16 protein-coding genes and 1 tRNA gene are annotated in these 13,779 nt (G+C 57.1%); 8 read left to right on the forward strand and 9 right to left on the reverse strand.

Going from position 1 to position 13,779, the window contains the following annotated elements; genetic code table 11:
- The first annotated feature begins 7 nt into the window (after positions 1–7).
- Genes ureE through ureG form a run of 4 tightly spaced genes read left to right on the forward strand, consistent with a single transcriptional unit; the run spans position 8 to position 2,316 of the window.
- Positions 8–466 (forward strand): urease accessory protein UreE, encoded by a 459-nt coding sequence (gene ureE / locus AC2FAJ_RS13320; protein ID WP_485454262.1) that lies wholly within the window; start codon positions 8–10, stop codon positions 464–466.
- A 9-nt stretch (positions 467–475) separates the two neighbouring features.
- Positions 476–1,015, forward strand: a complete 540-nt coding sequence (locus AC2FAJ_RS13325; protein WP_045631355.1) for a HupE/UreJ family protein — start codon at positions 476–478, stop codon at positions 1,013–1,015.
- A complete protein-coding gene (locus AC2FAJ_RS13330) occupies positions 1,015–1,689 on the forward strand; it encodes an urease accessory protein UreF (protein WP_485454234.1) in 675 nt (224 codons plus the stop codon). Before AC2FAJ_RS13325 ends, AC2FAJ_RS13330 begins: the two co-directional genes overlap by 1 nt.
- A 9-nt stretch (positions 1,690–1,698) precedes the next feature.
- Positions 1,699–2,316: an urease accessory protein UreG gene (gene ureG, locus AC2FAJ_RS13335; RefSeq protein WP_008503187.1), complete on the forward strand. Its 618-nt coding sequence runs from the start codon at positions 1,699–1,701 to the stop codon at positions 2,314–2,316.
- Positions 2,317–2,363: 47 nt separating this feature from the next.
- On the opposite strand, the gene tsaD is transcribed toward ureG, so the two are convergent.
- Positions 2,364–3,377 (reverse strand): tRNA (adenosine(37)-N6)-threonylcarbamoyltransferase complex transferase subunit TsaD, encoded by a 1,014-nt coding sequence (gene tsaD, locus AC2FAJ_RS13340; protein ID WP_024906472.1) that lies wholly within the window; start codon positions 3,375–3,377, stop codon positions 2,364–2,366.
- 236 nt (positions 3,378–3,613) lie between these two features.
- On the opposite strand from tsaD, the gene rpsU reads away from it, so the two are divergent.
- The 3 genes from rpsU to rpoD all read left to right on the forward strand — a co-directional run bounded on the left by rpsU (position 3,614) and on the right by rpoD (position 7,688).
- Positions 3,614–3,829 carry a 30S ribosomal protein S21 gene (gene rpsU, locus AC2FAJ_RS13345; protein WP_001144069.1) on the forward strand — a complete coding sequence of 72 codons (216 nt, stop codon included), beginning with the start codon at positions 3,614–3,616 and terminating at the stop codon, positions 3,827–3,829.
- Positions 3,830–3,944: 115 nt separating this feature from the next.
- Complete coding sequence (gene dnaG / locus AC2FAJ_RS13350; RefSeq protein ID WP_028014472.1) at positions 3,945–5,690, forward strand: DNA primase; 1,746 nt, start codon at positions 3,945–3,947, stop codon at positions 5,688–5,690.
- Between the two features lie 153 nt (positions 5,691–5,843).
- Complete coding sequence (rpoD, locus tag AC2FAJ_RS13355; protein WP_028014473.1) at positions 5,844–7,688, forward strand: RNA polymerase sigma factor RpoD; 1,845 nt, start codon at positions 5,844–5,846, stop codon at positions 7,686–7,688.
- A gap of 102 nt (positions 7,689–7,790) precedes the next feature.
- On the opposite strand, the gene mug is transcribed toward rpoD, so the two are convergent.
- Positions 7,791–8,297: a G/U mismatch-specific DNA glycosylase gene (mug, locus tag AC2FAJ_RS13360; protein ID WP_008503183.1), complete on the reverse strand. Its 507-nt coding sequence runs from the start codon at positions 8,295–8,297 to the stop codon at positions 7,791–7,793.
- A gap of 124 nt (positions 8,298–8,421) precedes the next feature.
- Here mug and AC2FAJ_RS13365 point away from each other — a divergent pair.
- Positions 8,422–8,497, forward strand: a tRNA-Ile gene (locus tag AC2FAJ_RS13365).
- Between the two features lie 83 nt (positions 8,498–8,580).
- Here the strand turns inward: AC2FAJ_RS13365 and AC2FAJ_RS13370 are convergent.
- The 7 genes from AC2FAJ_RS13370 to AC2FAJ_RS13400 form a co-directional block, all read right to left on the reverse strand.
- Positions 8,581–8,781, reverse strand: a complete 201-nt coding sequence (locus tag AC2FAJ_RS13370; protein ID WP_045631357.1) for an ogr/Delta-like zinc finger family protein — start codon at positions 8,779–8,781, stop codon at positions 8,581–8,583.
- A gap of 66 nt (positions 8,782–8,847) precedes the next feature.
- Positions 8,848–9,996 carry a phage late control D family protein gene (locus AC2FAJ_RS13375; protein ID WP_041908058.1) on the reverse strand — a complete coding sequence of 383 codons (1,149 nt, stop codon included), beginning with the start codon at positions 9,994–9,996 and terminating at the stop codon, positions 8,848–8,850.
- Positions 9,993–10,457 carry a phage tail protein gene (locus AC2FAJ_RS13380; RefSeq protein ID WP_041908056.1) on the reverse strand — a complete coding sequence of 155 codons (465 nt, stop codon included), beginning with the start codon at positions 10,455–10,457 and terminating at the stop codon, positions 9,993–9,995. The genes AC2FAJ_RS13375 and AC2FAJ_RS13380 overlap by 4 nt, the downstream gene beginning before the upstream one ends.
- Before the next feature lie 11 nt (positions 10,458–10,468).
- Complete coding sequence (locus AC2FAJ_RS13385; RefSeq protein WP_485454235.1) at positions 10,469–12,748, reverse strand: phage tail tape measure protein; 2,280 nt, start codon at positions 12,746–12,748, stop codon at positions 10,469–10,471.
- Positions 12,741–12,860, reverse strand: a complete 120-nt coding sequence (locus tag AC2FAJ_RS13390) for a GpE family phage tail protein (protein WP_041908052.1) — start codon at positions 12,858–12,860, stop codon at positions 12,741–12,743. Before AC2FAJ_RS13390 ends, AC2FAJ_RS13385 begins: the two co-directional genes overlap by 8 nt.
- Positions 12,861–12,892: 32 nt before the next feature.
- Positions 12,893–13,195 (reverse strand): phage tail assembly protein, encoded by a 303-nt coding sequence (locus AC2FAJ_RS13395; protein WP_041908050.1) that lies wholly within the window; start codon positions 13,193–13,195, stop codon positions 12,893–12,895.
- 56 nt (positions 13,196–13,251) lie between these two features.
- Positions 13,252–13,770, reverse strand: a complete 519-nt coding sequence (locus AC2FAJ_RS13400; protein ID WP_023309235.1) for a phage major tail tube protein — start codon at positions 13,768–13,770, stop codon at positions 13,252–13,254.
- Between the last annotated feature and the right edge of the window lie 9 nt (positions 13,771–13,779).

The raw sequence follows: 13,779 nt of genomic DNA on the forward strand, positions 1-13,779 counted from the left end.
AGTCATGATGATCTATTTAACCCAACGCCTGGACCACGCGCATCCGACTACCGCCAGCGTCACGCTGCCGATTGACGTGCGGGTGAAAAGCCGCGCTCGCGTGGCGCTGAACGACGGCCGCGAAGCCGGACTGATGCTGCCGCGCGGGCTGCTGCTGCGCGGGGGCGACCTGTTGACCACCGACGACGGCAGCGAAGTGATCGAAGTGATCGCCGCCCCGGAGTCGGTTTCCGTGGTGCGCTGCGCCGATCCGTTCCTGCTCGCCCGCGCCTGCTACCACCTGGGCAACCGCCACGTACCGCTGCAGGTCATGCCCGGCGAGCTGCGCTATCACCACGATCACGTTCTCGACGACATGCTGCGCCAGTTCGGGCTGGAGGTAACCTTCGCCAGCCTGCCGTTTGAACCGGAAGCGGGCGCTTACACCAGCGATACCCACAGTCACTCTCACGCTCATTCACATTAAGGATCAATCATGCGTAAGTATTTACCGCTGTTACTGCTAGCTTTTTCCGTTCCCGCGCTCGCGCATCCCGGCCACGGCGCCGACAGCTTTCAGGCCGGTTTTCTCCATCCGCTGACCGGGCTGGATCACCTGCTGATGCTGACCGGGGCTGGCGTGCTGTCTGCCCTGAGCGGCCGCAAGCTCCTGCTGCCGTTTGCCACCCTCGGCATGATGCTTGTTGGTGCCATTGCGGGCAGCCTGCTCGGCGGCTTCAGCGGCATGGAGATGCTGATTATCGCCTCGCTGGCGGTCTGCGGCGTGATGATGTTTAAAACCGAAAACCGCCTGCTGCTGGCGGTGCCTGCCCTGGCGATGTTCCACGGCTGGGCGCACGGCGTGGAGATGTCTGGCCACAGCTTCTGGCTGTTCACCAGCGGTTTTATGCTGGCCAGCGCGACGGTGCTGTGCGCCAGTTTCGCCGCAGGCTTGCTGCTGCGCCGTCACGACGGGCTGCGTAAAACCTTCGGCGGCGGGCTGATCGTCTCCGCCCTGCTGGCGCTGATGAGCTGATGGAGCATGCACGCCAGCGGCTGCGCCTGATGCAGCTCTCCAGCAGCAGCCTGCCGGTCGGGTCGTTTACCTGGTCGCAGGGGCTGGAGTGGGCCGTAGAGGCGGGCTGGGTCGCGAACGCCGACGCCTTTAAACGCTGGCAGATCCAGCAGATGGAGCAGAGCTTTTTCTGCGTCGATCTGCCGATGTTTATCCGGCTGTTCCGGGCCTGCGAACAGCAGGACGTCGCGGCAGCAAAACGCTGGACGGCATATCTGCTCGCCTGCCGGGAAACGCGCGAGCTGCGCGAAGAGGAGCGCAACCGTGGGGCGGCCTTTACGCGCCTGATTAAAAGCTGGGAGCCGAACTGCCCGGCAGAGTGGCTGTCGCTGTTTGCACAGAGCCAGCTCTGCGGCATGGCGTGGCTCGGCGTGCGCTGGGGCATTGGCGCGCGCGAGCTGGCGCTGAGCCTCGGCTACAGCTGGATAGAGAGCGCGGTGATGGCGGGCGTCAAGCTCGTCCCCTTCGGACAGCAGGCGGCGCAGCAGCTGATTATCGAGCTGAGCGACCATTTTGCCGCCGGGTTTGAACAGGCATTTTTACGTGGCGACGACTCGCTGGGGGCAGCTACGCCACTGTCGGCCATCGCCTCCGCGCGCCACGAAACACAATATTCACGACTATTCCGTTCCTGAGGAGTCAACATGGCTGATTACAAACATCCCCTGCGCGTGGGCGTGGGCGGTCCGGTAGGATCGGGCAAAACCGCGCTGCTGGAAGCGCTCTGCAAGGCGATGCGCGACACGTACCATCTGGCGGTGGTCACTAACGATATCTACACCAAAGAGGATCAGCGCATCCTCACCGAGGCGGGCGCGCTTGCGCCAGAGCGCATCGTGGGGGTAGAGACCGGCGGCTGCCCGCATACCGCCATCCGCGAAGATGCCTCAATGAACCTCGCGGCGGTAGAAGCTCTCAGCGAGAAGTTCGGTAATCTGGATCTGATCTTCGTGGAAAGCGGCGGCGACAACCTGAGCGCGACCTTCAGCCCGGAGCTGGCGGACCTGACCATCTACGTGATCGACGTGGCCGAAGGGGAAAAAATCCCGCGCAAGGGCGGACCGGGGATCACCAAATCCGATTTTCTGGTGATCAACAAAACCGATCTTGCGCCCTACGTCGGGGCGTCGCTGGAGGTAATGGAGCGCGATACCAACCGCATGCGCGGCGAGCGCCCGTGGACGTTTACCAACCTGAAGGCGGGTGACGGTCTGGGGACGATTATTGCGTTTCTGGAAGAGAAAGGGATGCTGCGGGTGTAGTCGTAAATGTCCCTCTCCCCTGTGGGGAGAGGGTTAGGGTGAGGGGGTTACGCCTCAGGCAGTTCCGCCAGCGGCCAGCGCGGACGCACGGACACGCTCAGGTCGGACGTTGCCCCCGCATTCAGGCGCACCATCCCGGCGTAGGCGATCATCGCCCCGTTATCGGTACAGAATTCCGGACGCGCGTAGAACACTTCCCCACGACGCTTTTGCATCATCTCCGCAAGCTTCGCGCGCAGCGTGCGGTTGGCGCTGACGCCGCCCGCCATCACCAGGCGCTTAAACCCGGTCTGATCCAGCGCGCGCTTGCACTTGATCATCAGCGTATCCACTACCGCGTCTTCAAACGCGCGGGCGATATCGGCGCGGGTCTGCTCGCTGTCGTCGTTATTGCGGATGGTGTTCGCCGCGAAGGTTTTCAGCCCGGAGAAGCTGAAATCCAGCCCCGGACGATCGGTCATCGGACGCGGGAAAACAAAGCGCCCTTCCGTTCCCTGCGACGCCATTTTAGAGAGCATCGGGCCGCCCGGGTAATCCAGGCCCAGCAGCTTGGCGGTTTTATCGAACGCTTCACCGGCGGCGTCGTCGATCGACTCGCCCAGCAGCTCGTACTTGCCAATACCCGTTACGCTAATCAGCTGGGTATGCCCGCCGGAAACCAGCAGCGCCACGAACGGGAATTCGGGCGGATTCTCTTCCAGCATCGGCGCCAGAAGATGCCCTTCCATGTGGTGAACCGGAATGGCGGGAACGTCCCACGCGAAGGCCAGCGAACGGCCAACCGTCGCGCCGACCAGCAGCGCACCGACCAGACCCGGCCCTGCGGTATAGGCTACGGCGTCAATATCGGTTGAGCTTAATCCGGCCTCTTTCAGCGCCGCCTGAATCAGGGGAACCGTTTTACGCACGTGGTCACGAGAGGCCAGTTCAGGTACGACGCCGCCGTAGTCAGCGTGCAATTTCACCTGACTATACAGCTGGTTGGCCAGAAGCCCTTTTTCGTCGTCGTAAATGGCGATGCCGGTTTCATCGCAGGATGTTTCAATACCCAGTACACGCATGACTTGTTTTACCTCGTTTCAATACCGCGCAGTGTAGAGCCTGGGCGGGTTGATGTAAAACTTTGTTCGCCCCAGGAAGAAGGCTCGTGTATACTCCTCACCCTTATTAAAGTCCCTTTCAAAATCGCATCGGTGCTTTACAAAGCAGCAGCATTTGCAGTAAAATTCCGCACCATTTTGAAATAAGCTGGCGTTGATGCCAGCGGCAAACCGAATTTATTAAAGGTGAGAGTTACATGCCGGTAATTAAAGTACGTGAAAACGAGCCGTTCGACGTAGCACTGCGTCGCTTCAAACGTTCATGCGAGAAAGCAGGTGTTCTGGCTGAAGTTCGTCGTCGTGAGTTTTATGAAAAACCAACGACCGAACGTAAGCGCGCTAAAGCTTCCGCTGTGAAACGTCACGCGAAGAAACTGGCTCGCGAAAACGCACGCCGTACTCGTCTGTACTAATCTGTTGAGGGCCAACGCCCTCAATTGACAGACAGAGTAGTAGTCGTAAGGCCGTGCTTCCGGAAGGAATGCGCGGCTTGTTTTCGTTTATAAGTCGCTTAAATTTTTGGGGCATATGGCCGGAAGAATCCCACGCGTTTTCATCAATGACCTGCTCGCCAGAACCGACATCGTCGATCTCATCGACGCGCGGGTAAAGCTGAAAAAGCAGGGCAAGAACTACCATGCGTGCTGTCCGTTCCATAACGAAAAAACCCCCTCCTTCACCGTAAACGGTGAAAAGCAGTTTTACCATTGCTTCGGCTGCGGCGCACACGGTAATGCCGTCGATTTTTTAATGAACTACGACAAGCTCGAGTTCGTTGAAACCGTCGAAGAACTGGCGGCGATGCATAATCTTGAAGTGCCGTATGAAGCAGGCAGTGGGCCAAGTCAGATCGAGCGCCATCAGCGGCAAACGCTGTATCAACTGATGGATGGCCTGAATTCGTTTTACCAACAGTCTCTTAAGCACTCTGCGGCTGAGCCTGCGCGTCAGTATCTGAACAAGCGCGGACTGAGCGACGATGTGATTGCGCGTTTCGCTATTGGTTACGCCCCGCCCGGCTGGGACAACGTGTTAAAGCGTTTTGGCGGCAATAGCGAAGATCGTAAATCCCTCATCGACGCAGGCATGCTGGTCACTAACGACCAGGGACGAAGCTACGACCGCTTCCGTGAACGGGTGATGTTCCCGATCCGCGACAAGCGTGGCCGGGTAATTGGTTTTGGTGGTCGCGTGCTGGGTGATGCCCTGCCGAAATACCTCAACTCTCCGGAAACCGATATTTTCCATAAGGGCCGCCAGTTGTACGGTCTTTATGAGGCGCAGCAGGACAATGCGGAACCTCCGCGTCTGCTGGTCGTCGAAGGCTATATGGACGTCGTTGCGCTGGCGCAGTACGACATTAACTACGCGGTTGCGTCGTTAGGTACGTCCACCACTGCCGATCATATTCAACTGCTGTTCAGGGTGACCAACAACGTCATCTGCTGTTACGACGGTGACCGAGCCGGACGCGACGCCGCCTGGCGAGCGCTGGAAACCGCACTGCCGTATATGACCGACGGACGTCAGCTACGCTTTATGTTCCTGCCCGACGGTGAAGACCCGGATACGCTGGTGCGTAAAGAGGGCAAAGCGGCATTCGAAGCGCGGATGGAGCAGGCACAGCCGCTCTCGACGTTTCTGTTTAACAGCCTGATGCCGCAGGTGGATTTGAGTACCCCTGACGGGCGCGCGCAGCTCAGTACCCTGGCGCTGCCGTTAATCAGCCAGGTGCCCGGCGAAACGCTGCGCATCTACCTGCGTCAGGAGTTAGGCAACAAGCTCGGTATCCTGGATGACAGCCAGCTTGAACGTTTAATGCCTAAACAGGCTGAAAACGGCACGGTTCGCCCCGCGCCTCAGCTAAAACGCACAACCATGCGTATACTGATAGGGTTACTGGTGCAAAACCCCGAACTTGCTCCGCAAGTGCCGTCGCTGGCGGGTTTGAACCACGAAAAGTTGCCCGGACTTGGCTTATTTTCAGAACTGGTCAACACTTGTTTGTCTCAGCCAGGTCTGACCACCGGACAACTTTTAGAGCATTATCGCGGCACAAAAGAGGCCGCTACCCTTGAAAAACTGTCGATGTGGGACGATATAGCAGATAAGGAAATTGCAGAAAAAACGTTCACCGACTCGCTCAACCATATGTTTGATTCGATGCTTGAGTTGCGCCAGGAAGAGTTGATAGCTCGCGAGCGCACCCATGGCTTAAGCAGCGAAGAACGCCGGGAGCTCTGGATGATTAACCAGGAACTGGCGAAGAAATAAAAAATTTAACGGCTTAAGTGCCGAATATCGATCGGGAAGCCCCCGGCAGCCGCACTGAGAGGCAGCGGCAAAAATATAAGTACGCCCTCGCTTTAAAGGTTGGCAGCACCATCGCCGACACCAATCAAACGAATTAAGTGTGGATACCGTCTTATGGAGCAAAACCCGCAGTCACAGCTGAAACTTCTTGTCCAACGCGGTAAGGAGCAAGGCTATCTGACCTATGCCGAGGTCAATGACCATCTGCCGGAAGATATCGTCGATTCAGACCAGATCGAAGACATCATCCAAATGATCAATGACATGGGCATTCAGGTGATGGAAGAAGCACCGGATGCCGATGATCTGTTGCTGGCTGAAACCTCCAACAACACTGACGAAGATGCGGAAGAAGCTGCTGCACAGGTCCTGTCCAGCGTGGAATCTGAAATCGGGCGTACCACTGACCCGGTCCGCATGTACATGCGCGAAATGGGTACCGTTGAACTGTTGACCCGCGAAGGCGAAATTGACATCGCAAAACGCATCGAAGACGGGATCAACCAGGTTCAGTGCTCTGTTGCCGAATACCCGGAAGCGATTACCTATCTGCTGGAGCAGTACGATCGTGTTGAAGCGGAAGAAGCGCGCCTGTCTGACCTGATCACCGGTTTTGTCGACCCGAACGCTGAAGAAGATATGGCGCCTACCGCCACTCACGTCGGTTCTGAGCTGTCTCAGGAAGAGATGGATGACGACGAAGATGAAGATGAGGAAGAAGACGACGACAGCGCGGACGATGACAACAGCATCGACCCGGAACTGGCGCGCGAGAAGTTTGCCGAACTGCGTACCCAGTACGAAGTAACGCGTGACACCATCAAAGCGAAAGGTCGCAGCCATGCCGCCGCTCAGGAAGAGATCCTGAAGCTGTCTGAAGTGTTCAAACAGTTCCGCCTGGTGCCAAAACAGTTCGACTACCTGGTAAACAGCATGCGCGTGATGATGGATCGCGTACGCACCCAGGAACGCATCATCATGAAGCTGTGCGTTGAACAGTGCAAAATGCCGAAGAAGAACTTCATCACCCTCTTCACCGGCAACGAAACCAGCGAAACCTGGTTCAACGCGGCTATCGCGATGAACAAGCCTTGGTCTGAAAAACTGCACGACGTGAAGGACGATGTCTATCGCGGTCTGCAGAAGCTGCAGCAAATTGAAGAAGAGACCGGCCTGACCATCGAGCAGGTCAAAGACATCAACCGTCGTATGTCCATCGGTGAAGCGAAAGCGCGCCGTGCGAAGAAAGAGATGGTTGAGGCGAACTTGCGTCTGGTTATCTCTATCGCCAAGAAATACACCAACCGCGGTCTGCAGTTCCTGGATCTGATTCAGGAAGGCAACATCGGTCTGATGAAAGCGGTAGATAAGTTTGAATACCGTCGTGGTTACAAGTTCTCTACTTACGCGACATGGTGGATCCGTCAGGCGATCACCCGCTCTATCGCGGACCAGGCACGCACCATCCGTATTCCGGTTCATATGATTGAGACCATCAACAAGCTCAACCGTATCTCCCGCCAGATGCTGCAGGAGATGGGCCGCGAGCCGACGCCGGAAGAGCTGGCCGAGCGCATGCTGATGCCGGAAGACAAGATCCGTAAAGTGCTGAAGATCGCCAAAGAGCCAATCTCCATGGAAACACCGATCGGTGACGATGAAGATTCGCATCTGGGGGATTTCATCGAGGATACCACCCTCGAGCTGCCGCTGGACTCTGCCACCACCGAGAGCCTGCGTGCCGCCACTCACGACGTTCTGGCTGGCCTGACCGCCCGTGAAGCAAAAGTGCTGCGTATGCGTTTCGGTATCGACATGAATACCGACCACACGCTGGAAGAAGTGGGTAAACAGTTCGACGTGACACGCGAACGTATCCGTCAGATCGAAGCGAAGGCGCTGCGTAAGCTGCGTCATCCAAGCCGCTCTGAAGTGCTGCGTAGCTTCCTGGACGACTAATCCTGATAAACAGCAAAAAGCTCCCAATCGGGAGCTTTTTTTTTGTTTATTCCCTCTCCCCGTGGGAGAGGGCCAGGGTAAGGGCATCAGGCCGCAAAGGAGCTAAAGCCCCCGCACCATCAGCGCCTCATCCAGCTCCCTGTAGGCTTCCACCAGCTTATCCAGCGTCGCTCTGTTGAGCCCGCTCGGGTTCGGCAAGACCCACACCTGCGTAACGCCAATCATGATGCTCTGCTTGCCCCACTTAGCCCCGCGCTGGCTGAACGCCTGCTCGTAGGCCTGCTTACCGAGGATCGCCAGCGCGGCTGGCTGGTAGTCTTCAATCTTCTTCACCAGCTCCCGCCCGCCGCTGCGCAGCTCATGCAGGTTGACCTCGCTCGCCTGTACCGTCGGCCGCTCGACCAACATGGTGATCCCGCAGCGCGTGTCCAGCAGGTGCTGCTCCTCTTCCGGCTTGAGTAACCTGTCGGTAAACCCGGCCTGATAGATCACCTTCCAGAAGCGATTGCCCGGATGGGCGAAGTGAAAGCCGGTGTGCGCCGAGGACTTTCCCGGGTTGATTCCGCAAAACACCACCCGCAGGCCAGGGGCCAGAATGTCGTTGATCATCTTTACTCCCGCTGATACGTCGTTATGGAAGTATAAAGGATTGATAATGCGTTGTTTATAAAAACAGCAGGCAGGTGTGAATGGCTGGATTGCTGCGGGGAGTTACTTTATAATTCACCGCCACGGCCCCTTAGCTCAGTGGTTAGAGCAGGCGACTCATAATCGCTTGGTCGCTGGTTCAAGTCCAGCAGGGGCCACCAAATTTTAGATGTAGAATCAAAGAATTAAGCCACTCGATTGAGTGGCTTTTTTATTGGTTTTTTATGAGCCGGTGGTACCGCCGTTAACCGTGACTCATCGAAGCCGTTCGGACACGTTCAGAAGCGCCAGGAGTTGCAATCAGACGCTCCACGGATTCCATCGTCACGAACGTACAGCTGCAGTCCACATTGGTGCACTGATGATAGCGCTCTTTGGTGTTTTCACTTAAATAGCGACTGGTACGCGCATGCGCTGAATGCTTGCACTTAGGACAATGAAACATATACCCTCCGTTTAATTCACTTTATGTGAATCAATGATACTCAAAAACAACGTAATGGCAAATGAATTACTCTCTATCCACAGAAAATTTTTCGTCGGTGACGTTCAGCTCAAGGTTCAGCTGCGTGGTAAATCCACTCCCGCTCAGCGTATGAACCACTTCGCTGATGATCCACGCCTGCTCGTCAATGACTCGTTTAAAGCCGTTAACCAGCACCGGCGTTTCGGGAAACAGATCGGCTCGCCCCAGCGCCAGCTGGATAGAAAATTTCACGGTTCCCCGCTGAAGCGCGCGCCACTTCGCCTCCGCAGCCCTGAGCGCCTGCTCTTCAGACGCATACACCGTAGCAAGCTCAAACACGTTCTCCGCCGATCCCACCAGCCTCTCTTGCGGCTTCGGCTCCATGCCTTTAGCTCCCGACGCGGCGGCATCCGGATGCTGTAGCACCTCTGTGGGCTGCCCCCCAATCTGGCGATTAATACTCAATTGAGGATTTTGCTGTTTTGGATCGCGCGTTTGCAGCCATTTGGCCGTCACGCCGGAATAACTTTCACGGTCGGCGACGGAAAAAAGGTGCCGATCGCCATCCCCACGTTCAATCATCATTAAGGGAATCGCTGTGCCGCTGGCCGTCACGGCCTGGCCCGCTTTCATGAAAATGACCTTCCCGGCTTTGATGGAAACAAATGCACCATTGCGTTCGGCCAGGCGGGTGAGAAACGCCGCGTCAGTCTCCTGAGACTGGTCAATATGAGAAATGGCAATGGATGAAAGCCCAGCCGCAACGCTTGTGGTCAACTGGTTCCGCTGAGCGATAGTAGTGACTATCGCGCCGATCGTCGTGTCATGCCACGACTGTTCGCGCCGTACGTTTAGCTTCCCACGAAAATCCGCGCTGCATCCCCGAATGGTCAGGGTATCCGGCGCCCCCCGAAATTCAATTGTGTCGATCGTGAAGTTCCCTTTCGGCTGGAGCGGAGCTCCCTCCCACCCCAGCCATAAGGAGAGCGTTGCTCCCCGGGCTGGCAGGTCTAACAGCCCATCGGAATCATCCAGTTGAATATCCAGCTGATCGGCTTCCAGCCCACGTTTGTCGGTCATGGATAAACTGATAAGGCGGTGGCTGAAATTTTGCGTGATATCACGGTCGTTAAGCTTAAGCATAAAGTCAGGGGCGATTTTGCCGCCCGCCCGGATATTCATCTCGGCGATCATCCCACCAGCCCTCCAATGCTATTACGTGCGCTAGTCACCAGCTCTTCAGCCTGCGTTCTCAGATCGCCAAACATCTTCATCAGCGATTCGTCCACGCGTTTTAGCGACAGGGAAAATTCAATTTTTCGCGCGGTACCATCACTGTAAAAATCCGAATGCGTGTGCGTGACTTTCTCAATGATAAACATGCCGTGAATGATGCCGGTACCATCTATCAACGGCCATGCCCGCCCTTCATTCGCCATCAGCTCAACCGCCTTGAGAGAAAGCCGCCCTCCCGTGAGCTCCGGGTAAAGTACGCCGGTGAGGCTAAAGGAGGTCTCACCTTCGCCAAGATATTGCCAGGCTTTGGGCTTCCCGATGCGATCGTTGGACGCCCAGCGGTAGTCCTTTGTAAACTGCATTGTCTGATACGGTAAGGTTCGTCGTTCAAAGACAAACAGACCCAGCACCATTAACATTTTCTCTCTCCTCAACCAGACATAAAGCTGGATTGCCGCCGTCTCGCTTGTTCACGTTCACTATTCTCTATTGCCTCCCGGATTTGACGCGTCAGATCCATTCCGGAGGCCGTGCCCCCCTGCAGCGTGATGTTGTACTCGCTTTTACTCTGATCGACGTAAGAGCGTCCCCCTGTGGCGATGGTTGGCTGATACCCCTGGTAACCGCCATAGGTCCCCGTACCCGGAATATAAGAGCTGCCCACAGGAGAGGATGCCGCTTCTGCTTTTGCCGCAGCGGAGTCGAGATTCCCCGACTCGTTTTTGATAAGACCGAGTTTCTCCAGCAGCCAGCTGGCCTTGCCGCTCAGGCTGTTAAAGAGATCAAGCGGTGCCGTTAACGCATCGCCCAACGCCTGCCCAAAAATCACGCCAGCATTTTTACAGCCATCCAGCGTTTCCTGCGTCGCCTTGATCGGCGCAACCAAATTGGTGAACCATTGCCAGATACCGCCCAGCTTCTCCGAGATAGCATCAAATACCGTTATCACCGGTGAGAACATCGCCCCCAGCGGTGCGAAGGCCGTCGAAAGCCCTTCCATCACCCCGCCAAAGAAGGCGCTGATGGGTTCCCAGTATTTAAAAATCAGCAAGGCTCCGGCGGCAATCGCCGCGCCAAGGGCAATCACCGGCCAGCTAAGGGCACCCAGCACCGTCATGATGGCGCCGCCCACCACGCTGAATACCGTTCCCAATATCCCGGCCGCGGTAATAACCATATTGACGCCCGTCAGAACCGGGGCGATAACCGTTCCTACGCCGCCCAGTACGCCAGCAAACGCCTGCGCACCGACAACAATGCTGGCCAGGGTCTGCGTCAGCTCAGGGTTGGCATTCACCCAAAGGGTGGCCGTGCTGAGCCAGCCGGTTGCGGTTGTTATCAGGTTGCGCAGAGCGCCATCTGCTTTATCGAACACGTCAATCTTCAACCCGCTCCACGCGGCCTGGAATCGGTTGATATCGCCGTCAAGATTATCGGTCTGAACGGAAGCCGCGAGCGCGGTACTGCCCTTTGCCCCCTGCAGCTGCTTACGTTTTTCATCAAGCGATCCATCACCCGCGGCGGAAACCAGCGCCCCTGCGGCTTTTATGGCATCCGGAGTCTGAACATGGCGCAACATCGCGCTGAGCGCGTCCCCGGCGGCGGCACCGTACATCCCCTTTTCCGCCAGAACGCCAAGCCGCGCCGTTGTCTCTTCAAGCCCCATACCAGCGGCGTCCGCGGCTGGCGCAGCGGCGTTCAGGGCCGCCGCCATCTCAGCGAGGCTGGTATTCGAAGAGGTAAAACCGCGCGTAAGCACGTCTGCGATGCGTCCGGCATCTGCATCTGCCAGGTTATACGCGGCCTGCGTGCTGCTGATAATATCGGCCGCTTTTGCAGCGTCGATATTCCCCGCCTGACTGAGGTTGATAGTTGGCACAGTGGCCACAAGCACTCCATCGGCGTCATAGCCTGAACGGGCCAGTTCGCTCTGTGTCCGGACGACCGCATCCGCAGGCGTTCCGGTGCTAACACTAACTTCCCGTGCCTGCCGGCGAATGGCCTCAAGCCGGAGGTCTCCCTTCTCCAGGCCAAGGTTTGCCTGAATGGCAGAGATCTGTTTTTCAAAACTGATGCCTGGCGCCATAAAGCGGGACGTCTGGTCAAAGCCCGCTTTTGCCATACTCACGCCCGCATTAGCCAGTTGCTGCACTCGCGAGATAGCGCGCTTGCCTGACTCGTAGCGGTTCTGAACGGTACTCAGCCGCTCCTGCTGCTGGTTGACGCGGGCCAGCGCATCCCGCTGCCGGTTAAGCTGCTGCGTTTTCTCGCTGATGTTGGTTCGTAGACGACGCTCGTCCGACGAAAGCGTGCGCGTGTTTATCCCCGCCTGTGCGAGCTCAGCACGTTGACGCTGTACCGAGTAGCGTAAGCTGTTGTACTCAAGCTTAAGATCGGCTGCCGATTTTCGGGCCGCGGACAGCGCATCAGCCTGTGCCTGGGTGGGGTTTTGCGTGTTTTTAAACTGTACCGCCAGCGCCGCTGCCTGCTGTTTCGCCTGAGCAAGGGACTGCTCCGTCATGGCGAGCTGGCCGTTTGCTTTCCTGAAGCCGTTGATACGCCCCGCCTGCTCATCGAGTGCCCCGAGCGCCACCTGCGCATCGCGGATATCGTTCGCGAGAGTGAGGCTGGCGTTATGGAGAGCGTTAAGCGGTCGGGTTGCCCGGTCGACAGCCTTAAGCAATTCCTGAAGTCTGACATTATTACTCATGGTGGTTTCCGCTTCGCTGCAGCGCTTTTTCGCGCCATAAGAGGAGTTCGGTCACGCTCAGGGTGTACAGCTCTGACGGCGGCCAGTGAAATATCACCGCGATATCCGCCATCAGATCGTCGACCGACAGATTTTCAGGAAATTTCAGCGAGCCGAAGCCGGTGACAAAAAACCGATCACCTTGCCAGCAAAAGAGAGCAGATCGCAGGCATCCAGGCGCGCAACCTCATGCTCGGTCAGGGCTGGCGAGGTCATTCGCGGCAGCACCTTGATCAGCGCATCTACGTCAGATTGCGCCAGCGACGCCAGCGATACCCCTCGCAGGGTCCCTGCATTCGGTTTTGAAACGGTCACCTTTTCAATTTTTTGCTCACCGCGCTGAACGGGGCTATCAAGCGTGACGATATGTGGATTTTCGTTCATGGCGATCTCGTTGGTATTTTCCATTTCGTTACTCTTCACAAAGTTAACTTACCGGCCGGCGATCCCGGCCGGTTAAAGGGTTACAGGCCGATGGCCTTACGGTGTTCTGCCAGGCGATCGACACCATCGACTTTCAGCACCATGTTGATGATGTCGATTTCGATGATCTCTTTGCCATCAATGGTCAGCTGGTAGTAGGCGCACTCGGTGGACATTTTGGTGGTGCCGCTCTCGCCCTGCTTGTTTTCACCGCCATCAAACTCTTTATGACGACCGCGCATGACGATTTCGACGGCGGAAATTTCGCCGGTGTCATCGCGCTGATAAGAGCCAGTAAAGCGCAGCGGCACGCTGTCCGCGCCCGGAGAGGCATACTGCGCCCACAGCGCGGCGTCCGGCAGACCGCCAACGGTCCACTCCAGCGCCAGGGCATCATCGTCCAGGCCGAGATCGACAGAGACCGAGCCGGGCATACCGCCGCCGCGATACTTCTCCAGCTTGCGGGTAAGCTTCGGCAAGGTGACGGACTCAACAACGCCCATGTAGCTCAGGCCATCGTTGAACATATTCAGATATTTCAGTTTGCGTGGTAACGCCATGCTTCAGCT

The organism is Enterobacter cloacae complex sp. 385G4 (genome assembly GCF_057320665.1).